At 52.9% G+C, this 24404-nt stretch carries 16 protein-coding genes; 4 read left to right on the top strand and 12 right to left on the bottom strand.

Translation table 11 applies throughout. From position 1 onward, the window contains the following. Nucleotides 1–105: 105 nt before the first annotated feature. The 3 genes from GC101_RS16695 to GC101_RS16685 all read right to left on the bottom strand — a co-directional run bounded on the left by GC101_RS16695 (nt 106) and on the right by GC101_RS16685 (nt 3678). Nucleotides 106–1179 (bottom strand): response regulator transcription factor, encoded by a 1074-nt coding sequence (locus tag GC101_RS16695; RefSeq protein ID WP_171718157.1) that lies wholly within the window; start codon nt 1177–1179, stop codon nt 106–108. After that, entirely contained in the window at nt 1157–2950 is a 1794-nt protein-coding gene (locus tag GC101_RS16690; RefSeq protein ID WP_171718156.1) for a sensor histidine kinase, read from the bottom strand. Before GC101_RS16690 ends, GC101_RS16695 begins: the two co-directional genes overlap by 23 nt. A 215-nt stretch (nt 2951–3165) precedes the next feature. Next, complete coding sequence (locus GC101_RS16685; RefSeq protein ID WP_171718155.1) at nt 3166–3678, bottom strand: stalk domain-containing protein; 513 nt, start codon at nt 3676–3678, stop codon at nt 3166–3168. A 227-nt stretch (nt 3679–3905) separates the two neighbouring features. Between GC101_RS16685 and GC101_RS16680 the strand changes: the two genes are divergently transcribed. Beyond that, the gene (locus tag GC101_RS16680) at nt 3906–5342 is read left to right on the top strand and encodes an alpha/beta hydrolase family protein (RefSeq protein WP_171718154.1); all 1437 of its coding nucleotides are present in this window, start codon (nt 3906–3908) and stop codon (nt 5340–5342) included. A gap of 719 nt (nt 5343–6061) precedes the next feature. Here GC101_RS16680 and GC101_RS16675 read toward each other — a convergent pair. From GC101_RS16675 to GC101_RS16650, 6 genes are all read right to left on the bottom strand, one after another. Continuing rightward, a complete protein-coding gene (locus GC101_RS16675) occupies nt 6062–8491 on the bottom strand; it encodes a glycoside hydrolase family 31 protein (protein ID WP_171718153.1) in 2430 nt (809 codons plus the stop codon). A gap of 36 nt (nt 8492–8527) precedes the next feature. Further along, nucleotides 8528–9451 carry a carbohydrate ABC transporter permease gene (locus tag GC101_RS16670; protein WP_171718152.1) on the bottom strand — a complete coding sequence of 308 codons (924 nt, stop codon included), beginning with the start codon at nt 9449–9451 and terminating at the stop codon, nt 8528–8530. Between the two features lie 16 nt (nt 9452–9467). After that, nucleotides 9468–10391 (bottom strand): ABC transporter permease, encoded by a 924-nt coding sequence (locus GC101_RS16665; protein ID WP_042238062.1) that lies wholly within the window; start codon nt 10389–10391, stop codon nt 9468–9470. 874 nt (nt 10392–11265) lie between these two features. Then, nucleotides 11266–12549, bottom strand: coding sequence for an alpha-amylase family glycosyl hydrolase (locus GC101_RS16660; RefSeq protein WP_171718151.1), 1284 nt, complete (start codon nt 12547–12549; stop codon nt 11266–11268). Nucleotides 12550–12566: 17 nt separating this feature from the next. Then, on the bottom strand, nt 12567–13193 hold the full coding sequence (locus GC101_RS16655; RefSeq protein WP_171718150.1) for a LacI family DNA-binding transcriptional regulator: 627 nt from the start codon (nt 13191–13193) through the stop codon (nt 12567–12569). A 49-nt stretch (nt 13194–13242) separates the two neighbouring features. After that, on the bottom strand, nt 13243–14850 hold the full coding sequence (locus GC101_RS16650) for an extracellular solute-binding protein (protein ID WP_171718149.1): 1608 nt from the start codon (nt 14848–14850) through the stop codon (nt 13243–13245). Between the two features lie 318 nt (nt 14851–15168). Here GC101_RS16650 and GC101_RS16645 point away from each other — a divergent pair, with 318 nt between their 5' ends. The 3 genes from GC101_RS16645 (at nt 15169) to GC101_RS16635 (ending at nt 20093) form a co-directional block, all read left to right on the top strand. Continuing rightward, entirely contained in the window at nt 15169–16908 is a 1740-nt protein-coding gene (locus tag GC101_RS16645) for a sensor histidine kinase (RefSeq protein WP_171718148.1), read from the top strand. Further along, a complete protein-coding gene (locus tag GC101_RS16640; protein WP_171718147.1) occupies nt 16905–18515 on the top strand; it encodes a response regulator in 1611 nt (536 codons plus the stop codon). Before GC101_RS16645 ends, GC101_RS16640 begins: the two co-directional genes overlap by 4 nt. Nucleotides 18516–19076: 561 nt before the next feature. Next, the gene (locus tag GC101_RS16635; RefSeq protein WP_171718146.1) at nt 19077–20093 is read left to right on the top strand and encodes an ABC transporter substrate-binding protein; all 1017 of its coding nucleotides are present in this window, start codon (nt 19077–19079) and stop codon (nt 20091–20093) included. 98 nt (nt 20094–20191) lie between these two features. Here GC101_RS16635 and GC101_RS16630 read toward each other — a convergent pair whose 3' ends face one another. The 3 genes from GC101_RS16630 to GC101_RS16620 all read right to left on the bottom strand — a co-directional run bounded on the left by GC101_RS16630 (nt 20192) and on the right by GC101_RS16620 (nt 24381). Then, nucleotides 20192–21184: a Gfo/Idh/MocA family oxidoreductase gene (locus GC101_RS16630; protein WP_171718145.1), complete on the bottom strand. Its 993-nt coding sequence runs from the start codon at nt 21182–21184 to the stop codon at nt 20192–20194. 145 nt (nt 21185–21329) lie between these two features. Then, nucleotides 21330–22679: a glycoside hydrolase family 30 protein gene (locus GC101_RS16625; RefSeq protein ID WP_171718144.1), complete on the bottom strand. Its 1350-nt coding sequence runs from the start codon at nt 22677–22679 to the stop codon at nt 21330–21332. 61 nt (nt 22680–22740) lie between these two features. Further along, nucleotides 22741–24381, bottom strand: a complete 1641-nt coding sequence (locus GC101_RS16620; RefSeq protein ID WP_171718143.1) for a type 2 periplasmic-binding domain-containing protein — start codon at nt 24379–24381, stop codon at nt 22741–22743. Nucleotides 24382–24404: the final 23 nt, after the last annotated feature.

The raw sequence follows: 24404 nt of genomic DNA, 5'->3' as shown, positions 1-24404 counted from the left end.
CCTCTTTAGTCTAGGGGATATAAGGGGCAGCGTCTTTTGAGGATATTAACATCGGGAGTTGCATTATATTGATACGCTTTCATTTTTATTTATCATCCGCAAAATTCACTTCTCGCTCCGCAGCTCTCCGGGGGTAATGCCGTAGTGCTTCTTGAAGACACGGTAAAAGTATGCCAGATCCTCGTACCCGCAGAGTCCGGCAGCCTCCTTGATCGGCATGTCACGCCCTGCGATCAGCTCTCTGGCCCGCTCCATTCTCAGCCGGGTAATCCGGTCGAGTACCGTATCTCCCGTTGCGGCCTTGAAAGCGCGGCTGAGATGCTCCTTCGTCACCAGGAAATGTGCGGCGATGCCCTCCAGCGACACCTGCTCCAGGTAATGATTCCGGATATAGTCCTCAACCTCCGCCAGATCAAGCTTAACGCGGTTCTTGCGCTGCTCCAGAAGCGTGTTGATCAGCTCTGTGAAGTGATCCCCGAGCCCCGCCACCATGGCCTGAACCGACGGCCATGGCTTATCAGGTCTATCGGGCGTATCCGGCGCATCCGCTGCCGTCACACCCCCGTTTGTCTTCGCGGCTTCACCGGCCAGCAGCAGCAGATCACGTGCAGTCCGCTCGATCATTGCTTCCAGCTGATGCTGCGGCACCGAGCGTTCCAGCTCCCGCCCCAGCTTCTCCAGCTCTTCTCTTGCCGCCGGCTTGTTCAGCGCCAGCAGCTGATCATAGATCCGCTGGCGGTAGGCGAGATAACGCTCCATCAGCGGCTGATCCATGAGCATCAGCGGTGATCCGGTTAAGCGCTGCCGTTCCCGCTCCTTCGCGCACTCTGAGAGCACGTTATTCAGCTCTGCCCGGTCCACCGGCTTCAGCAGATATTCAACCGCCTTCGAGCGGATCGCCTGCTTCAGGTAGACGAAGTCATCATATCCGCTCATCACAATAATCTGCACCTCAGGGTACTGATGCTTCAGCCTTTCCAGCAGTTCTACCCCGTCCAGTCCGGGCATCCGCATATCGGTAATTACGAGCCCCGGATGAAGCTTCTCCACCAGCTCAAGTCCTTCGATTCCGTCCTCCGCTTCGCCGATCACCTGCATTCCGTGTTCTTCCCAGGCGCCGAGCGACTTCACGACCTGTCTGGACCAGGGCTCATCGTCAATAATCAGAACCTTCAGCATTCCGCTCTCCCCCCTCTGCGGCCGCAGGCCACTGGATCACAACCAGTGTTCCCGCCCCGGCCTTGCTGTATATACGCATTCCATATTTCTCTCCAAATTGCAGCACAAGCCGCGAATGGACATTGTGCAGGCCGATGCCCTTTCTCCGCCGGGGAAGCTCTCCCGCCCCGGGATCGGCCAGCATCGTGACATTCCCCCGGAGTGCCGCACGGATCTCCTCCAGCCGCTCCGGCGTCATGCCGACGCCTTCGTCCTTAACCATGAATACGGTGCGGCTGCCGACGGTCCGGATCCGGATCAGCAGCCTCCAGTGCCCGCGCTGCGGCTGCAGCCCATGCTCAAAAGCGTTCTCCACCAGCGGCTGCAGCGTGAAGCGCGGCAGCAGGCTGGCCCGGGAGAACTCATCCGCCTCAATCACCACGCTGCAGCGTCCCAGGAAGCGGTTCTCCTGAATAAACACATAATTGCGCACATGCTTAAGCTCTTCCTCCAGCTTCACCAGCCCGCCTTCATTGCTGATCGAATAACGCAGCAGGTCGCCAATCACCCGGGTGATGTTATAAATATCATCGGCATTCCTCGACAAAGCCATCCCCCCGATCAGCTGGAGCGTATTGTTCAGGAAATGCGGATTGATCTGGGCCTGAAGAGCGAGGAGCTGGGCATTCTTGACCTCGATCTCCTGCCGGTATTCCACCTCAATCAGCTCCCGGATCCGCTCCATCATCGAGTTGTAGCCGCGCTCCAGCAGCCCGATCTCATCACGGCTCTGCACCGAGTGCTGTTCGAAGTTGCTTACATGCGCCTTGCGCATCGACACCGCCAGACTGACAATCGGGCGGGTAATGCGCAGCGAGAACAGGATGGACAGCAGAATGGAGGCAATCATGAACAAGCCTCCGGTCAGAAAACCGGCAGCAATCGTAGGCCGTGCGCTCTTAGCGACAGTGGATAAGGGAATGGCTTTCACAACGGTAAGCTGGCCGTCGGCCACTTTTTTCATGAAGAAGAAATAGCCGTCCTCCTGCCTGAATTCCAGTTCATGCTCAGAGACGGCAAGGCTCTGCAGCCGCCTGCCGATATCACCGGAGCTCTCGGAAATGCTCGAGCCGGAGAGCAGCTCTCCCTCATCATTCAGCAGGAAGACCGAGCTCTCGTCTTCGGACTGGAGAATATGGCTGACCTCCTCCCATACCTCCCGGTTGATCCGCACGCCGATGCCTCCGAGCAGCCGGTGATCCTCGAACCGGTTAATGCCGTGATAGGCATAGATGCCGCTGCCGTTCTGCTTGAAATACATATTGACCGGCCCGTAGGGCAGCCGGCTCCAGGGGCCCTCACCGATATCCAGCGGGGAAACGCTTCCACTATTCACGAAGTCAACGGAAATGGCTTTCAATTGGTCATGCATGTACAGTGTCAGCTCGTCTACCTTCCGGGAGTTCGTATAGAACTGCGAGGTTATGGCTTCGCGGATATTGTTCAGCGAACGGTACTGGACACTAATGTCCGGGCTGTCCGTACCCGTTAGCCCCGCCATAAGCTGCGGGTTAATCTGCAGGGTGTAGAACAGGGTATCCAGCTGTTCAATCAGCTCATCCAGATACTGATCCGCCCACTGCATCCGGGAGTTATTCGCATTGATCATTTCCTTCTCCACGGATTGCCGCGTATTGTACGTGGCAATGGTGGTAACAGTGAGCACCGGCAATGTGGTCAGGCAAATCATGATGACCAGGAGCCGGACCCGGAGACTTGTCCGCTTCATCATAGGCTGATTCCTTTCTGCGAAGCTGGATTGCTTTTACCGTCAAAATATAGCATGCCGGATCAGGCCAGACAATACGGTGCTGAGAATATCGCAGGTTGGCTGTTCTATCTGTTCTTAGGTCCATGCACGCCAAACAGGATGCGCCGCAGCCATGATTCATTTCATTCACGGCTGTAAGGGGCATCCTGCTGCTGTTACTTTGTGCGTGCTCCTGCTTATTTCTGCAGCTCCAGATCCTTTTGCTTCAGCAGGTCAGCGTATTCCGCTTTGTACTGTTCCAGCTTCAGCTTCAAGTCAGCGCTGTCCGGACTCGCTTTCAGCAGGCTGCTGGTGGCCAGAATATTATTGACAGCAGTATCAATTTTAGTGTCGATGACTTCAATTTTGCTCTTGGTCACGGTTAAGGCGGGATCAGGCGTTACAATCGGCACAGGACCCACAATGGTATTTTTATCGCTTGAGGAAGAATCCGCTCCCGTTTTCTCCTCCAGGCTGATCGTTTTGCCCTCTACAGAAACCTTGAACCCGGCTAATTCACCGATTGCGCGTACGGGCGCATAGCTTTTGCCGTCAATTACGATAGCCGGATCGGCCAGCTTCTTGCCATACACCTTCACGGTATACTCCGCCTGAATTGCCTTTCCCACCAGCGTTGCCGAAGCGCCAAGCGCCTGCGCACCCACCATCAGTATCGCCCCGGCAATGAATCCGGCAGCAATCTTTTTCATAAGAAATTCACTCCCCGTCAAAGACTATGACTACTATTCTATCATTTTACAGCGGCCTGTGCCGCCCTTTGGCGCTGATTTCGTGGGATGTGCCTGACCGAAGGAACCTTTTAACCCAAATTTAAACCCGGCAGATACCTGAGTTTAACCTTCAGTCTGTACACTTTAGAGAGGCTGAAGGTACGCAGCATGCGGTCTTACTGTGGATATAAATATAGGAGGTACATATGAGAGTATTGGAGATTATTTTGACCATGTCAGCATTATTATTAATGTTCAGCTTCGTGTCAGGCAAGTTGTTTCTCAAGGTAAAATTGGTATTATCTGCTATTAGTATTATATTGTGCGCGGCACAGCTTTGGATCGAAGGGTACCGCTGGCAAATGGCGGGTGTGTATGTAATGGTGCTGCTTGGCATGATCCTCCGCATGGCAGGCATAATCAGAGGCCGCTCGCAGAAGCTGTTATCCGCTGGCCAAAAAACCGGGGAATCTGCATTCCGCTCGCTGAAACGATGCTGTGTAGTTGCAGGTACTGCAACAGGTATACTTATGGTGATCGGCTCGGCAGTACTGTCTTCCACGATTCCGGTTGTGAAGTTCCCCGATCCGGCAGGACCATATGCCGTTGGTATCCAGACTCTACATCTCACCGACAGCAGCCGGCCGGAACCTCAGACACCTGACCCCGGGGATTCGCGGGAGCTGATGGTTTATGTATGGTATCCGGCAGCGGCAAAGAATGATCGCCAGACCGCACCTTTGCTGCATGGAGATAGACCAAGCAACCGGAAGCTGACGTCCGCTTTTGCCGGATCATTGGGCATCCCATCATTCTCCCTGGATTATTGGCAGTACATTCATACGAATGCTTATCCTAATGTGGACTGGCTGCGCTCAGAAGGACCTTATCCGCTGATCCTGATCAATCATGGTAACGGCACCTCCAGCCTGCTGCATACCGCACTTGCAGAGAACCTGGCAGCGAACGGTTATATTGTAGCGGCAGTAGATCATACCTACAGTACAGCGGCTACTTTATTTCCAGACGGGACAGTTACCGGGTTCAGCGAGTCTTTAAGCAGTGATCATTTCATAGCAACAGGAACGCAGCTGGGCAATGTATGGAACGACGATAACCGCTTTGTCCTCAGCCAATTGAAGCAGCAATTCGCAGATTACATAGATACTGATCACATTGGGATAGCAGGACACTCCTTCGGTGGAGCGGCTGCGTACGAGGCGATGTTCTCCATTCCTGAGCTTAAAGCCGGAATCGATCTGGATGGAAGCTTGTATACCCTCACAGGTCCGTCCCGGGGTAAACCGTTTTTGTTCATAGAATCGGAGGATTACTATAACCGGAAGAAGCAGATTGCAGATCCGGATATCGATGCCGAGGAAAAAATAATGAATAACGCCAGGCTAAGCGGGGGCGGCAAGCTCTATATCAAAGGCACAGCACACTTCAACTTTACAGATCTGCAGCTCTATTCAAGCCTGCTGAAGTACACCGGAATGACGGGCAGCATTGACGGCGGGCGAAGCAACGAAATTGTGAATCAGCTTGTGCTGGATTTCTTCAACAGCCATTTGAAGGGAATCCATGAGGATGGAGAGGATGCCGGGACGGATGCCGGGTATGTGGAGGAGGTTAGGCCTTAATCTCCTTGGAATACATATCGCTTGCTTCTGACTTGTCTCCGGCTTACTTCTGGCTTGCTTCTGGCTTGCTTAGGTCTTTCACCTGTTCTCTTGCGGACTGTACCGCGCTTATTTTCAGTCCTGGGCACGATTCGCCAGGCTAACGGACTCCAGCGCGCTTATTGCCTCGCCACGGAGCCGATTTCAGGTGAATCCTGGCAAATAGCTGCATCTGAGTCCGTTAGCACAGAAAAACGGTGCTTTTCGAGGAAATAGGATCTCCTCAGTCCGTAACAGGTGCACCTTACGATAAGGCCGCTGATATCCGCTAGAAACTGTTAGAATTTTCGTATCCACCCAATCAGAATCTAATTCTCCATCCTGAATGCTCTACCTGCCCGGCTTCAAAAAGTCCCCCTGCGAATTCCCCGTTTATGCAGACGGGGAATTCGCAGGGGGACAACACTGAACGCTCCATGCTTAATGTTCATGTTCATACTCATACTCATACTCATACTCATACTCATACTCATACTCATACTCATACTCATACTCATACTCATACTTATGTTCATGCTGAATGCTTATGCTCAATACTCATGTTCATGCTCATGTTCATGCTCATGTTCATGCTCACGCTCATGTTCATGCTCACGCTCATGTTCATTCCTCATGTTCCATGCTCCACATTTCGCGCTTCACATTATACTCCGCGCTTCAGTTCCGGAGACGCAGCCCGCTTACAGCCGGGCCGTCACAATCTCACATATCGCACCATACAGCGCCGGCTCCAGCTCCAGCGAAGCCAGCGCGGCAAGCGTCGCCGCAGGACCTGAGCTCTCCTTCACCAGCCGGTAGATTTGTTCCTTATGATCGAACCGGATCTGCGCACGGTTTAGCAGCGCAAATACCTCCTCCTCCACCCGGTTCACCGCAACCCGCGCCGTAGTGAGCGTTACCGTCAGCTCCTCAGTCACCTCCAGCTCCGGCACAGTCACGGTCAAGGTATGCGAAGCCTCATCATACTTGGTTTCGGCCGCAACCGCTGCTCCTCCTCCAGCCTGGACTGTCACATCCGTCTCTGCACAACCCATGAAGACCAGCTTCCAGCTCCGCCGCTCCGGCACCACCGCAGTATTGCCCTGCGCAGGCTGGATGGTAAAGACCGTCGACTGTCCGGCTTGTCCCCATGCCAGGGCCATCCCGGTAACACACCAGTTCCCGTCCAGGTCTTCCGCAGTGTCACCTGCGTCCTCCCAGAGCTGGAACTGGCCGTCCGCTCCGGCGAACACCCGTACCTCCAGCTGCTGCGGATTGTCTACCGCTGATGTATGCTCGCTCAGATCGGCCATCGGCACGATGGCCCCCGCTTTCGCCAGCACCGGAATCTGCTCCAGCGTGCGGTACAAGGACAGCCTTCTGCCGCCGTCATACACTCTTCCGCTGAAGAAGTCGGTCCATAGCCCTTCCGGCAGCCAGGCCTTGAACTCCGCCACGCCTGTCTTGGAATGTACAGGCTGGGTAATCGGGCAAGCGATCAGCTCCGTGCCGAAATAATACTGATTAGGCACCCCGTAAGCTTCCCGCTGCTCTGCATGATGGTAATACATCGGCTGTACCAGCGGAGACCCTTCCCGGCTGGCATAACGGTTCATCGTATACAGATAAGGCAGCAGACGGTGCCGCAGACGCAGGGAATCCTTCATAGCCTCCCCGGCAATTCGATTGAACCGCCATGGCTCTTTGCTGTTGAACGGACTGGCTGAGCTGTGCAGCCTCAGCAGCGGGGAGAATACGCCGAACTGCACCCAGCGCAGTGCCAGCTCATCATCCAGATACCCGCCCATATGGCCGCCGATATCATGACTCCACCAGCCATACCCGCTATTGGACGCCGTTGCCGTGAAATACGGCTGGAAGTCCAGCGACTCCCAGGTGATGATCGTGTCGCCGGAGAACCCTACCGGATAACGGTGGCTGCCAAGACCTGCATAACGCGAGAAGGTAAGCCGCCGCTTACCCCGCCGGCCGCTGTCCAGGTAATGATAGTGGTTCAGCATCCACAGCGGATCAAGGCCCGGAACCCTGGTGATCCCGCCCTGCTGCCAGTCGATCCACCAGAAGTCCACGCCCTCTTCCTCCAGCGGATGATGCAGGAACTTGAAGTAAGCCTGCAGGAACTCCGGATCGGTAATATCAAACTCCACTGCCTCCCCTTGCTCCGGGTCCATGCCCAGCTCCGCCGCAATTGCCAGATACGGCTCCTCGAAGGACCGTACCCCGTCAGCGGGATGGACATTCAGCGTTACGCGCAAGCCCCTGCCATGCAGCCAGTCCAGGAAACGCTGCGGGTCCGGGAACAGCTCCCGGTTCCAGGTGTAGCCGGTCCAGCCGCTGCCGTACTTCGGATCAATATCGACCAGATGCCAGTCCATGTCCATTACAGCCACCGAGAACGGAAGCTGCTCCTGTCCGAAGCGTTCGATCAGCGACATGTATTCTTCCTCTGAATACCGGTAATACCGGCTCCACCAGTTGCCCAGCGCATAGCGGGGCAGCAGCGGAGTGCTGCCGCACAGCCGGTAGAAATCCTTCAGGCACTTCAGGTATTCATGGCCATAGCCGAACAAATACAGATCCAGTCCGTCCTGCTCCCGCTGCTGCACCGTGCCGTCTGCCTCCAGGAGCAGAGAACGGCTGTCATCAACCACCGTATACCCGGCAAGCGACAGCAGTCCCGGCTCCAGCGGAATGGCACCGTCAGCATTATCCAGCGTGCGCGCGGTACCGCCGAGATCCTGCACCTCATCACCATAGTGCCAGACGCTCAGCAAATGTCCGGATTCATTCCTCACCTTCACACTCAGCCCATGCCGGGAGAAGGGCGCTTTGTCATAAGTAAGCTGCAGGCGGTCCGTCATAATTTCAAGCCTGTTCCCGAGATCGGTCACCCGGAAGTCAGGAACCGGGAACTTACGGTTCATCACCATTTGGGTCGCCCGGTCTTCGAAGCCTCCCTCAGGACTGTATTCCATCCGGATCAGCGCCGGAGTAAGCACCGTGAACCGGTAGCAGTCACCTTGAATGACTGCACCCGCACTTGCGGCTGGTTCAGATGCAAACCGTAAATGTTCCGGCAACGGCAGCAGCTCTTGAGTTGTTGTATTCATCGATAAACCTCATTTCTGCGTAGATAAGCAATCTGTCTATTCCTTCACGGCACCGATCATGACGCCTTGATTGAAATACTTCTGAACGAACGGATACACACACATAATGGGAACGGTAGCAATGATAATAACGGAATAGCGCATCATATTAGCCAGACGCAGCGCAATCTGTGCCGCTTCACCACTGCCCATGCCGGACTGCATCTGATTGGTAATCAGAATGTTACGGAGAATCAGCTGCAGCGGATACATGTTCGGATTCTTCAGATAAATCAATGCATTGAAATAGGAGTTCCAATATCCGACGGCAATCCATAAGCCGAGCACGGCAATAATCGCTTTGGACAGCGGCAGCACAATCTGCAGGAAATAACGCAGATTCCCGCAGCCGTCAATCTGCGCCGCCTCCCACAGATCTCCGGGAAGGCTCGTCTGGAAGAAGGTCCGGGCTACGATAATATTGTAGACGCCGACCGAGAACGGCAGCACCATAACCAGGAAGGTATCATACATGTGGAAGTCCCGGATCGTCAGGAAGGTCGGAATCAGCCCGCCGTTGAAGAACATGGTGAAGATGAAGAACAGCGAGAGGATTTTGCGTCCCGCCAGATCTTTTCTGGACAGCGCGTAGGCGGCCGATATATTCACAACCAGACCGATGGCCGTCCCCACCACCGTGTAGAGGATGGTATTCCGGTAGCCGATCCAGATGTTTTTATGCCGCAGCAGCTCCTGATAACCGTCAAGCGTGAACCCCCTCGGGAACAGCCAGACCTTGCCGCCCGCCACCGCAGACGGATCACTGAATGAAGCAATAACGATGAAATACAGCGGATAGATCAGGATGATCAGAAACAGGACGGCGATAACATACATAATAATTTCCATTACCGAATCCGAGGACCGGTTATTTTTGATTTTACCAGTTCTCTTGCTGGCTGCAGGCTCTAGTACTCCCATTGTGCTGCTCCCCCTTCTACCACAGGCTGTTTTCACTAAGTTTTTTGGAAAGCTGGTTCACCATGATCAGCAGAATAAAGTTGATGACCGTATTGAACAGGTTGATGGCCGACGAGAAGCTGTATTGGCTGCTGAGCAGACCGATTTTGTAGACATAGGTGGACAGAATCTCACTGGAGGTGATGTTCAGATCATTCTGCATCAGATAGACCTTCTCAAATCCTACGCCGAGCAGGCCGCCCACCCGCAGAATCAGCAGCGTGATTGCCGTCGGCATCAGCATCGGGATATCGATATAACGGACTTTATTCCAGCGGCTGGCCCCATCCACCGTAGCAGCTTCGTACAGGCTCGGATCGACCGACGAGAGCGCGGCAATGAAAATAATGCTGTCCCAGCCGACATGCTGCCACACATCCGACCAGACATACACACTGCTGAATAGCGAGGTCGAGCCCATCAGATCGGGAGCCTCCCCGCCGAACAGGCTGTACAGATTACCGACCAGCCCGGTGCTTGGCGAGAGCAGGATCATCATCAGGCCCACCATTACGACTGTGGAGATGAAATGCGGCATATACGACACGGTCTGGAAAAAACGTCTGAACCGGTTCGGCCGCATCTGATTGACCATTAGCGCAAGGATAATCGGGATCGGGAAGGTGATCAGGCTGTACACACTGATAATCAGCGTATTCTTAATCGTGTTCGAGAATTGATAGGAATTGAAGAACTTGTCAAAATACTTGAATCCCGCCCACGGACTGCCGTCAATCCCCAGCGCCGGACTGTAATTCTTGAAGGCGATGAGCACCCCGTACATCGGTTTGTATGCGAACAATAACGTAAGCACAACTGCGGGAAGCAGCAATAAATACAGTCCCCAATTTCGTTTGATCTGTCCGATGGCTGCTGCCGGACTGGACTGACCGGATTTCATTGTGACCCCTCCTAAAAGTTTGAGTTTGTTAGCATAAGCTTCATGATCGACTTCGGCAAAACCCGCTCCGGTAGCATACGCTTATCTATATTTTCATTCAGTATACCTGCCCCCCGCCGCGCCAGCCGGACCTCCTACCAGCGTAAACCGGACTTTCGTTGTCCGCAGGAGAGAGCTTCGCGCGGTCCGTTACCCGGGAGACACTAAACCGGACGGTATGCAGACCTCCGCTAACGTTATCCGGACTTTTGGGGCATAAACCCATATTTCGGATAATTGCCGGAGTACGAAATCACCCGGAAGGCAAATCCGGCAGCTACCACGAATTAGGCTTAACCCATCCAGCGTTCCCGGCGCATTTAAAGGGACTTATCCCTTTATTTCCCTCTTCCCGCCCACTTCTGGCGGATTTAAAGGGATTTATCCCTTTATTTCCCTCTTTCCGCCTACTTCTGGCGGGATTAAAGGGATTTATCCCTTTATTTCCTTCTTCCCGCCCACTTCCGGTGGGATTAAAGGGATTTATCCCTTTATTCCCCTCTTCCCGCCTACTTCCAGCGGGATTAACGGGACTTATCCCTTTATTTTCCTCTTCCCGCCCACTTCCGGCGGGATTAAAGGGATTTATCCCTTTATTCCCCTCGTTCCGCCTACTTCCGGCGAGATTAAAGGGATTTATCCCTTTATTTCCTTCTTCCCGCCCACTTCTGGCGGGATTAAAGGGATTTATCCCTTTATTTTCTTCTTTCCGCCCACCTCTGGCGGGATCAAAGGGACTTTCCCTTCGTCAACAAAAATACCGCCCTGCAACAGACATCGGTGCGGGACGGCATTTTATCAAAAGGCAGCCTGAAGCTTGCTCCTACTGCTTATTTCATGCTTCGATGATCACCGGCCGGCTGCTGCAGTGCAATCTGCCCTCGGCCACGGTTACCGCGCTGCCGTCAATCAAATTGACATACGCTCCATCCGGAAGCTCCAGCTCCACATCTCCCTGCCTGCCTCTCAGGCTGAACACACCTGCCAGCTTCTGCTCTCCCCAGGTATGCATGCCGCAGACAATTCCGTCTTCTTCATGTGCCGTAAACTGGCAGACACCATGGGCCATAATTGCTGTGTGCTTAATGGGATACAGTGCCTTGAACAGCCAAGACAGATCCTTGCCCGTATTCCAGTTAACGGTATTCTTGTCGAACAGATCGGGACAGACCTCATTCTCCGTCTCCTGCCCGCCGTAGATCAGCGGCATTCCCTTCTGGAAATACATGAACGCTGTCCAGTTGATCAGCTCATTCTCCTCCGGGAACAGTGCCTTGGCCCGCGGCCGGTCATGGTTCTCCAGAAACCGCAGCTTCACATAGTTGCCCGGATAGATATATTCCTGCGCGTTGATCTTCTCGACATAGCTGCCCAGCGTAACGCTGCCGTTCAGATACCCCGTGAAATACGGGTACACATCATAGTCATAGCAGGCATCAAACGCCTGAAGCACCTCGCTGTCGGATAGACTGACCATTCCTCTTGAACGGAGATGCATCGTGAAGTCCGGTTCGATCGATTCGGCGAGCCACAGACAGCCGGGATTGACCGCAGCCACTTCTTCCCTGGCGCGCAGCCAGAAGTCCAGCGGCAGCAACGGAGCCACATCACAGCGGAAGCCGTCTACCATGCCCGCCCACATTATCAGCGATTCGATCTGATAATCCCACAGCTCCTGATTGTTATAGTCCAGATCCACAATGTCTCCCCAGTCGCCTACACGGTTACCGAGCTTGCCTTCCGGAGTTCTGTAGAAGAATTCAGGATGGTGCGCTGCCAGCCAGGAATCGGGCGAGGTATGGTTATAGACCACATCAATGATGCATTTCATCCCGAGCCTGTGAATGGCCTCCGTCAGACTCCGGAAATCCGCCAGAGTGCCAAGCTCCGGATTAATCTCCCGGTAATCCTGATTGGCATAAGGACTGCCGAGCCCGCCCTTGCGGGCCGCAAGGCCAATCGGATGCACCGGCAGCAGCCAGATGATATCCACACCAAGCTCCTTGATGCGCTCCAGGTCCTTCTCTACTGCCTTGAAGGTTCCTTCTTCGCTGTGATTGCGCACATAGATGGAATAGACCACTTGGTTCCGCAGGGTTACTTCCGTTAATTTAGCCATACTTACACTCCTATTGGTTACACGATTCTGCTTACCTTGAGATGCTCCGGAAGCCTGATCTTCCCGGTTAATGTCCGGACAGCAAGAGTGCCCAGCTCATATCCGGCCCTGACCAGCTGCTGTGCAGCCTCAAAATCAGCCATATTCTGCTGTATACCCGCACTTATGATCCCTTCATCACCGCCGCAGCGGCCTGCCAGGACAAAAGGGTAGCCGCTGCTCTGCAAATACCCCATCACAGCCTCTTCCCCGCTGGATGGCAGCAGAATGACTCCGTCTGCGCGGTGCCCCTTCAAGAGACCGGAGACGGCCTTCAGTTCCTCCTGCTCATCCGCACCTGAACAGATGATCGTGTCATATCCTAAGCGGCCCGCCTCCGCTATAATTCCGCGTATAGTCTCCATGAACATCAGGCCTAAGATGGCCTGCTCTGAAGGTCCCGGCAGCAGAATGCAGAAGCAGCGGGCTGACTTCGACACCAGGCTCTTCGCGATGATATTCGGCGTATACCCCAGCTCCTCCATCACCTGCTTCACCTTGCGGGAGACTTCCTCCCTGACCACGGGCCGGCCGGACAGCACCCGGGAGACCGTGGAGATGGAGACTCCCGCTCTCCGGGCGACTTTTTTCATCGTAACCGTCATTGTAGAAGCCTCCTTCCGCGGATCAGTGGAATCTTTAGAGCAATGGTCTTTATTTCACGCTGTTGTAACGTCCGTATGCATCCGTGCGGATCTTCACCAGCTTATCCAGACCCATATCGTTCAGCTTCTTCACATAAGCATCCCAGTTCCCGTCGATATCCCCTTTGCTGATAAACTGTGCACGCATGGTGTTCACATAAGTATCAATATCCGTGGTCAACGTTGGAAGCTCTTCGAACTCCTCGGAGGTGTACATTACGTTAGGGAACGGTGTAGTTACATATTCACTGCCCAGCTTGTCGAGCTCCAGCTTAAGACCGTCACCCGCTTCCGGGTTAAGCACGATCTTCTGTTCGAAGGACGGGCTTACATATTTCGGTCCGAAGTCCCGCAGGGACTGATCCCAGTACCAGGCATCTGCGCTGGTTCCGCTTGGAGGGTCCATCAGCGTATAGGTGTCGTTATCATTCTTCTGGATAACCGTTCCAATCGCACCCCAGAAGTTCTGGATGCTCGCTTCATTCGTGTAGAACTGGTCCGCCCAGCGTGCGGCAATCTCCGGTGTTTTGCAGGAAGAAGTGATCAGCAGCTCGTTGCGGTTCAGGCTCATCCCGATCGGATTGCCGATGGTGTAGCGGTTACCATCCGGTCCGGCAACCGGCGGAATCGTTACATACTGGTCACTCCATTTGCCGAATACGGCATCCGGTGTCCACTGGTAGGTGAAGCCGACGATCGGCGCATCCGGGTTCTGGAACTTGGCCGAGATCATCGTTGCGTCCTGGGTGAACAGCTCTTTGTCGAGCAGACCTTCGGAATACAGCTTATTCTCCCATTTCATGCCTTCCTTGTACTCCTCCGTTATCGGGTAATACACAGCCTTGCCGTCTTTAACCAACATGTTGTTGGTATTCAGATCGGCAATTCCAAACGGACTGATCATATCATTGCTTACTTCGATATACGGAATTTCATCCGCTTTGCCGTTTCCGTTCGGGTCCTGCTCCTTGAAGGCTTTGAGCACAGTGTAGAGCTCGTCAATCGTTTCCGGAACCTTCAGGCCCAGCTTGTCGAGCCAGGTTTTGTTGATGACCGGCTGGCGTGAGCTCTTCGGACGCGAAGGCAGGCGGGTCGGCATGGAGTAGATTTTACCGTCCGGGAAGGTGCTGATCTTCTTCATATCCGGCGTTTCTTCCATCGCGGCCTTGAGATTAGGCATGTACTGATCAATATAATCATCCAGCGGACGGAAATAGCTGAGATTGTTCACGATATCGGAGTCGGTGAAGGTCTGATCGCCCAGCACGACATCCGGCAAGGTGCCGCTGGCCAGCAGAATGGATTTCTGCTCTGCCCAGTCATTGGAGGACATGACCTGCCAGTCGATTTTGACATTGGTATTCTTCTCGAGATCAATCAGCCATTGGTTCTTGGTGAAGGTATCCCCCATGCTGCCCCAGCGTACCGTCAGTACCTTAAGCGTTACCGGCTCCTTGACGATCGGCAGGCCTTCTTTATTGAAGCTGTCCGTGTCTACAGCCGCCGTGTTATTCTCCTTGTTGCCGCCGCCGCATCCGGCCAGTCCGACAAGCATCGCTGCCGCCATTAGTGAGATAGCCCACTTCTTGGCCACCGGTTTCCTATTCTGTTTAACCATTCATAATCCCCCGTTTCGGTGTATTAGATCCTTTTGACATCCCTAATGATACCTTCTTGCTTCTCCGCATTCCGGACAATAACGCCCTGTTATTCGGACCTATGCATCCGCTTACATTATTTAGGGAAGCCAGCCCCCGGTTTCAGGCAGTTTTCATGACGCTATTCAGACTTTTACTTGCTGTATCCGGACTTTGGGGTGAAAAGCCGGGATTTCCCCATGTTTTTTTGATCCCGGGGTTTTATAATGACTGTGTTACCTACTCGCAAGTAGTACGTCCGGAAACGGACATACAGGAAAGGACTTCACCAGACAACTATGGCCAAAAAACCGGCAAGAAACAAACCCTACCCGATACGCCATTATGTAAAAGTCACGATTCTGATTTCATTCATTGTGCTTATTCTGGATCTTGTCATCAGCATTGCTTCCATTTCCATCGTCAAGCAGCAGTCCACCCGGTATTTGCAGGATACCGCCGATTTGTATATCAACCGGATTAATCATGATTTTGCCTACATTAATCATTATATGGGCTGGACGCTCGCGAACGATGAGAGCCTGAATATGATGAATGCCCACGACAAGACCAGCAAGGAGTTCATTAATTCAAACGAGGATCTGCATAAAAGGTTCACGGAGCTGCAGAAGAATTACGGTCAGGAATATAACTTCTTCTACTATCTAAAAAACCAGTCCTTCTTCCTGAATTGCGCCCCCATCAGCATCGATTATACCGTCTACCGGGAGCTGAAGAAGCAGATTATTTCTTTTATCGATGATAAAGAGGTGTATGAGAAGTTCTATTCCCGCTGGACCCCTATACTCGTGAACGGTAAATATTACATTATCAACATTGTTCCGTACCACAACCGTTATTTCATCGGGATGATCTCGGCCGATAATCTCATTACCCCGCTCCGCCAGATTAATCTGGGCGCGAACGGCTACGCTTCACTTGTTGATGAGAACGGGACAGACCTATCCACCCTGGTTACGAACAGCGGCAAGCCTCTGCAGGAAGAGACGGGCATCCGGAACCTGTTCCAGTCCCGTACCATCATTAAGAGCGAATTCTCAGGTACGGCCTTCAGCGCCAAGATGGTGATCAAATTCGGGGCTTTTGAGAAAATAATGATCGCCCAGCTGCTCATCATGCTGCTCTTCTTCATGGTCACCTCTACGCTCTGCGCCGTAATGCTGTTCTTCAACCGCAGGGTGCTCGGACCGATCCAGAGCTTCTCGGAGAGTCTGACGCACCTTAATGAAGACGGCCAGCCTGCCGGGTTCAAAAGCAGCAAAATCATCGAGCTGGAAGAGGCCAGCGCGCAGTTCAAGGATTTGGTCGAACAGATCCGCAATTACAAAATCGCCATGTACGAGCAGGAACTGGAGAAGCAAAATATCCAGCTGGACTTCATGAAGCAGCAGATCAAGCCGCATTTCTTCCTGAACTGCCTGACCAGCATCTACAGCATGGCGCAGATTCAAATGTACGAGGAGATTGAGCAGATGGCGATGTCCACCTCGAAATATTTCAGATATATTTTTCAAGGCAGCGAGGACTTTGTCCTGCTTGCGGATGAGATTGAGCATGTGCGGATCTACCTCGATATCCAGAAAAGCCGCTACCGCGACGCCTTCATCTATCAGATTGAACAGGAAGCGCAGACCACGGACATGAAGATCCCTCCGCTGGTGCTGCAGACCTTTATCGAGAATTCTGTCAAATACGCGATCTCCAGAGCTAACGAGATGCAGATCCGGCTTACTGTGAAACGCCGCAGAGTAGAGGATGAAGAAATGACCGTGATCCAGATTTCCGACACCGGTCCCGGATTCCCCGCAGAGGTGCTGGATAAGCTTGTGCAGGGTAAGCCGCTGGACCAGTCCAAAGGCAACCAGATCGGCATTATGAATACGCTTAAACGGCTGGAATACTTATATTTAAGCAGAGCAACCGTCAGCTTTTCCAATCCCGCAGAAGGCGGCGCATGCATCACCCTTTGCCTCCCGGATCTGCCGGAACTCTCAACAGGAACGGAGCAACTCTTATGAATATTTTGCTGGTTGATGATGACTACTATGTAATTGCCGCGCTGCAGAAGAGAATTGACTGGGCGCTGCTTCAGATCGAAACTGTATTCACCGCGAATAATGTCTCGCAGGCCCAGGACATCCTGGAGAACCATTCTGTGCAGATTCTCATCTCCGATATCGAGATGCCGCAGGGGAGCGGGCTGGAGCTGCTGGCCTGGATCAGAGAACGGCAATACAGGATCCAGACGATCCTGCTGACCAACTATGCCGATTTCAACTATGCCCAGAAGGCGATTGAGCTGCAGAGCTTCGAGTATTTCCTGAAGCCGATCGAATTCGACAAGCTGATGCTGATTATCCAGAAAGCGATTGCCCGTGCCAGAGAGCAGCAGCATAACGAGAAAGCCATTCAGGAGGGGCATTTCTGGCAAAAGAATCAGGCGAAAATTCTTGAGCACTTCTGGCGCAAGCTGGTCAATGACAGCACGGCCTTCCCCATCCGGACCTCTGCTATCTTCCATGCCATGGAGGAGCAGAATCTGAGCTATCAGATGAATGAGATCATCCAGCCTGTGCTCTTCAATCTCTTCCCCCATAACGGCAGCATGGGCAAGGAAGAGAAGTACCTGTTTGATTTCGCGCTCCTGAATGTGCTGTATGAGCTGTTGGGGAGCCCGCTTTTCTCGATCGAGAGCATTCTTGAATATAAGGAATCGAACTGGATCGCCATTCTGAAATGGAACAGGGCACCTGAGCTTCACCTGCTGGAAGAGCTGTGCAGTTCGTTTATCCAAAAAGCCAATCCGTATTTGAAATGTGACGCCTGCTGCACCATCGGCTTAGCCGGTGAACTTGGCGAGGTCGGCAATATCTTTAAAGCTGCGCTGACGATGGACGAGGAGATCACCCGCAGCCGGAATCATACCTTCCTGGTGGAGACCTATCTGCAGCATAGCAAAAACGCCTATCTTCCGCCGGATCTGACGCAGCTGGAGGAGCTGCTCAGCCAGAACAACCTTTCCGCTTTTCTGGCCGAGGTGACCGGATACCTGCGGGGGATGCTCCGGGGCCGGGCGCTGGACACCTCTGTCCTCAGCCTGTTCCGGCTTGATATCGTACAGCTCGTCTACTCCTTCCTCAAAATGAAGGGCATTCAGGTTCACAAATTATACACCGGCAAAACCCATGACCAGCTGCTGCTGCACTCACTGGCATCCATTGAGGATATGGAGGAATACCTGAACTATCTGGTCAGCACGGCGATGAAATACCGCGACTTCACCTCGCAGCCCCAGTCGATAGCCGAAGAGATCAAGCAATACATCCATACCCATTACGGCGATGATCTGACCCGGGGCGATCTGGCGGAGATCGTCTACCTGAATCCGGATTATCTGGCCCGGCTGTACAAGAAGGAGACCGGCATCTCCTTAGGCAGCTATGTCATTCAGGTCCGTATCGCCGCCGCCAAGCATCTGCTCGAAACGACCCACCATTCCGTCTATACCATTGCGAACAAGGTAGGCTACACTAACTACTCCTACTTCTCCAAGCTGTTCAAGCAGGAGGTCGGCCTGCCGCCGAATGAATATAAGAAGGATCAGCATTCTCAACCGGTGCAGTAGCTATATGATATTATTCATCTATATAGATTGAACTTGTATTTTTTCTATAGGGATTACCGTGACTCCAGAGAATATTTGGCCCTCCGGCCGCTGCCCGTCTGCAGATTTCTTGAATTTAACCCGCTGTTCGCGGTGGAAATCCGCAGACAAAGGCGGACGCTGACGCTCCTACAGTTCCAAAATTCTCCTCCGCCACTTTTCCCTTTTTAGTATATTTTCAAGTTCAATCTATATAGTTAAAGCTAAATGATCTCAATCAAAAATCATCCCCTGCATCTTCAAAATGATGTAGGGGATTTTATTTATATTGATTTTGATCGAGCTGTTGCTTATAAGAGTTTCTTTGAGGATTGACAACCTTGCTGTTCCTCTCTATTATAATAAAATATAATCTAGTGATAATGATTATCATATTCATTTAGGTGTAAGGACAATTTCACAGTTGAGGACCGGCTGCTCTTACCTCCAACCTTTCCCCCTGCCTCTGCGGACCATTCAACTCCGTTGTAAATAGCGGGAGGGGCTAGTTACATAACAAACTATCATAAAGGAGCGTCATCCATGCTAAGCACAAAAAAGATATTTTTCCCTTTAACCCTTCTGCTCCTCACGTTGATTCTGTCCTCCTGCGGACAATCGAACAACAGAAATAACGCAGCTCCGGCTTCTACGGCTGCAACGGCAGCTGCTACCGAAGCACCGGCTGCCACTCCGGCGGCAACAGAGCCCGCTGCAGCTACAACACGGCTATACACGGATTATAAAAAGAGAGAGGTTGAAATTCCGGCCGATCCGCAGCACATTGTATATGTCGGCAGCAATCCCGGCGACCTGCTGGCGCTTGGAGTGAAGCCTATAGGAGCCTCGCTTAGTGTCATCGGGACGCAGGTTGCCTACCCTGATCTGCTCGAAGGCATTGAAGATATCGGGTATCCGTTCTCTCCAGAGAAGATTCTGGCCTTATCACCGGACCTGATCATCTTTGACGACTGGGATGAGACCGGGATTGAGGCGTTAAGCCAAATCGCACCGACCGTAGTGGTTGGTCTTGACGGCACCTTCCCCACGGAAGAACGCGTGCGCCAGTTAGCTGAATTGTTCGGACGTACTGCAGAGGCGGATACCTGGTTCGATGCTTACAAGGCGAAGGTTGCTGCTGTGAAGGAACAGCTGAACTTAACAGAAGGCGAAACCGCTACCTCCCTGCTTGTCCTGGGCTCTGACCTGTATATCATGGGCAACAAAGGCCTGAACGAAACGCTGTACGGACAACTCGGATTCAAACCTACAGAAGGTGTCCAGAAGCTGATTGATGCCGACGAACGGTTCGCGAACATCTCCGACGAGGTGCTGACGCAGTATATCGGCACACACATGTTCATTCTGACCGACAACAGCAGCGAAACCGTAGCGAGACAGACGGCACTTACAGATAGCGGCTTATGGAAAGCTATTCCTGCCGTCAAAGAAGGCCGTGTCTACACCTTCGACAGCAAGTACAACTTCGACGACCCGATTACACTGGACAGGCTGCTGGATGAGATCACTGATATCTTCAGCAGTTCGGGAGCCAAGTAACACAGCTGCTTATCCAGGTGAAGCCTATCAAAAAGGGATGTCCTCCGCCAACTAAATGGCCGGGACATCCCTTTGTTTATTCATCTAACCCGTTCAGCTTAAGCCAGTGCCGATAAGATCAGATCGCATAATTCCATCGTCTGTACATTATCCCGTCCGTTGGAGAGCGGAGCTTGTCCCTCCCGGCAGCAGTCCATGAAATGCTCCATTTCTCCTACAAACCCGCGGAGGTACAGATCTCTAAGACCGCCGGACATCGCCGAAGCCGAAGGTGTCAGTACGGTATCCTGCTCCTCCAGCGATTGCCACGGCAGCGAACTGCCGGAGTACGATCTGTGGATCGTGAGCGTGTTAAGCTCATCGGCAAGGGCAAACCCCTGGTCGAAGGTAACCAGCACACTCTCGCTCTCCCTGGACCAGGCGCTCATACCGGTGAAATACAGGCTGCCCACCACTCCGCTGGCAAACTTTATGGAGAGACTCTGCGAGATATACTCCCCGCTGCTGCCCGACATGCCAGACACCTGAACAGCCTCTCCGAACAAATAACGGATCAGGTCGACCATATGAATGGCCGCCAGTTTGATGAACTGTTCCTCATCCTTGCAGAAGGGTGTACTGTCCACGGCAAACTTCGCCTGAAAAGATCTGGCGGCACCCATACTTGCATCCTCAATAAGTGCTTTAAGTTTCTGATAAACCGGAGCGTAGCGTTTCATAAAGCCCACCATCAGAACAACCCCTGCTTCCTCCGCAGCCTCTGCCATCTCAAGCGCCTCCGCTGCATTCCAGCCCAGCGGTTTGTCTACATAGACATTTTTGCCGGCCCGGATGCAGTCCAGCACAAGCGAAGGCTGATCCCCGGGCTGGGCAATCACAACTACCCCGTCACAATCTTCATTCTGGAGCATAGCTCTATAATCCCCGTACGGTGTACCGCTGCTCCCAAAACGCTGAAGAGCGGCCGCCGAACGCTCCAGACTGCGGGTCGCAACAGCCTTAATGTCCGCTTTCGCTTCCACTGCCGCCGGATATATATTCGTGGCGGCATGGAAGCCTGCCCCGATGAAACAAAGCTTGGTTATATTCACTGGATGAGTCGCTCCTTCTTCATATGAGGCTTCTTTATTGCCTATATCTTAACGCAGGCTGTGCCAATAAAAAAAGGACAGGCGTCCCTGTCCTTTCTCTGCTTTCAATATACGCATGTTGCCGAAGCCAGCGCGAGTCTATTCCCTATTTGCTGTCCACCTTCAATGAAACAGCGCTTTTCGGCGCCATGGGGAAGGTCAGTACCTCATCCCCTTGCAGCTTCACAGCTACATTCTCTTGCGTATCCCCATCGTTGAACAAAACCGCCGCAAACGATCCGTCACTGTTGCGGAAGGCAACGGAGCGTACTTGCTCATTGCTAGCGGCAGAAGCAATGCGCAGCGCCTTGGGCCGGATGACTTTGCTGAAATGCGCCAGCGCGTAATAATCCAGGGTATATGTAAGCTCCCTGGTCTGCTGGTTGACCGTCACTACTCCACGGCAGGTACTCTTGCCGAAGCCGGGAACGGTAGGACCATTCTGTTCATCCAGCGCCATATTCCACAGCACGAACGACTTGCTGTGATTGCGCAGAATCTCAATGCCTGTGCGCATTACATTGGAGAAGGCCTGCTCAAACGGCGGAATCCATTCCCCGCCCGAGCCTTCGGTGAAGTGTACCTCTTTGCCGGGATAAGCCGCCAGCACTTCTGACTGCGCAGCGGGTGCACCGCCATACCAGTGCCAGGCTACACCATCCACTTCCGCTTCGGCCTGCTCAAGAACGGTCAGCGGATAATCCGGCCGGTCCCAGTTGTGATCGTAGCTGAGGATTTTGGTATTCAGTCCGTGCTTCTGGAAGCCTGGCTTCAGAAACCTGCGGATGAACTCCAGCTGCTCCTCCGGCAGCATAAGCATGCCCGGATAATGCTGCGGTTCATAGAGCGGCTCATTCTGCGCAGTGACGGCATAGGTAGGCAGACCATGAGCCGCGAAGTCCTGAATATAGCGGACGAAATAGTCCGCATACACCTGATAGTGCTCCGGCTTCAACCGGCCGGTAATCATCGACCCGCTGGTCTTCATCCAGCCCGGTGCGCTCCAGGGTGAAGCCATCAGCTTGATTTCCGGATTCAGCTTCAACGCCTGCTGCAATAAAGGAATAATATCCGCTTCATCATGGGCTATGGAGAACCCGGACAAATCGGGATCGGTCTCGTTCTCAGGCAGATCGTTATAGCTGTAGACCGTTCTGGCATAATCCGATGCCCCCATCGGATTCCGCAGGAAGGACAACCCTATCCCCTCCTGCGGGTGGAACAGCTTGCTCATTACTTCCATTCTTTGTTCCTCGTCAAGCACCTGATGAATCAGATAGGCGGCCGAATCCGTGAAGGAGGCCCCGAACCCATCCATCTCCTGGTAAGTATGACTGGCATCTATCTCAACTGTGGCAGTAACCGTATCAGCAGAAATTTGCGGCAGCTGCGCAACTGACTGCTCCACAAACAGCTCGTCTTCTCCGTTAGACTGATACATGATAATTTCCCGCATGTGTTATCCCTCCATCTTTTTATACAAAAGGGCCCAAAGCGGGCCCTTTCTTGTGCCTTGCTTATTTAATGCCCAGCTTTTCCTTGTTGGCTTGCATCTTCCCGCTGCGGATTTCTACGATTTTATCCCAGCTGTTTTTGTCCAGGAAGGCTTTATAATCAGCCAAGGTACTGTCAAAGGTTGCATCATCCTTGGCACGGATCATACTTACCATTGTTGTGTTCCAGGTGGTGTTAATCGCCGTCAGGCCGCGTGCTTCGGCCGTACCCTGATCCGGATTGATGTTCTCCAGAATGAAATGCGGTTTCAGCTTGCCTTGGCCCCATTCCTGCATTTGCTTGATCGATTCAGGGAAGGCATCCTTGCTCAGCGCTTTGTGGCGGTCATGTCCGAAGAACATAAATTCTCCCATGCGGTAATCCTTCTTAAATTTATCCGCATTATTCAGCTGCAGATCCTTCACTTCCGGCAGCAGTTCAACCGTTCCGTCGCTATTTGCCTTGTAGGTCTCGCCTTCAATACCATAGTTCATCAGCTTCTGGCCTTCTTCGCTCAGCAGGTACGTGAAGATTTGAATCGCTTTAGCCGGGTCCTTGCAGTCTTTGGTGATATAGCTGATCATCCAGCCGGTAATCCCGGATTGATTGAGGGTCGGCTGATGTCCCACTGTGCTCTGTGGACCATCGATGGCAATGTACTCTTTTCCCGGATTAGCACTCATGAAGATCTGCAGATTCCCGCCCTGCTGTGGAGTACCGTCGAGCAGCATCGTGGCATACTTACCGGATTTTACTTTCTCCTCAAAGCCTGTACCGTCATCGGCAAAGCTGTCGTCACTGATCGCCCCGTCTCTGTATACGGCATTCAGCGTCTTAAGCCAGGTCAGATAATCTTCATCCAGATTGCGGTTGTAGAACTTGCCGTCTTCCGTTTCCAGCGGCACGCCGATGAAATCCTGCAGCACATCCCCGAGCGAGCCTGTGCCTTCCCCAATGGAGTTGAAACCGAAGGGAATCATGTCAGGGAACTGTGTTTTGATCTGATTCATGACATTCTTGAATTCTTCCGGGGTCCCGAAGGAGGGGCTGCCCAGTGCTTCATAGACATCCTTGCGGATAACAAAAGCCGTTTTGGCCGGGATGTTACCGCTGTCATAATCAGCCTGTGTATTGGAATAGTTAGGATAGCCGTAAGTTTTGCCGTCTTTCAGTTGGAACCAGTTCAGCGTGTCGGCCGCAGCAACCTTGTTGAAGTAAGGATCATATTTCTCGGCCAGATCATTCAGCGGGAACGCCCAGGTAGCGGCCTTCTGCACGACCGGAGAGTTCGAGTCGAAAATCGTCAGCAGATCCGGCATATCGCCACCCGCGAAGAACGTATTCAGCTTGGTGTCGTCTCCCGTAATGAACTTGATGTCGATGTTCAGATCCTCTTTGATCTTCTTGGTCACCACATCCTTGCCGAAGTCCGTATTCCACCAGTCCGCGTTGACATACCAGGTCAATTCCGTAGTCTCTGACTTTTTATCCAGCTGCCAGGCCGGAGTTTCCGGGTCCACCGTGTAGCGGTCTTCTATTGAGACATCGCTGCCCTTCTTCGAACCGCCGTTTGAGCTGCAGCCTGCCACCACCAGCATTGCTGCCATCAGCAGCAGCGCGAGCTTAACACCCTTATTCCCCAGGACTTTATTCATCTTAATCATTGATAAACCTCCTATAATATGAT

The sequence above is a fragment of the Paenibacillus phytohabitans genome, from assembly GCF_013141775.1.
GTDB classification, from domain to species: Bacteria; Bacillota; Bacilli; order Paenibacillales; family Paenibacillaceae; genus Paenibacillus_AQ; species Paenibacillus_AQ phytohabitans.
Note: the sequence above shows the minus strand (reverse complement) of the source record. Positions and strands in the feature narration are given on the sequence as shown.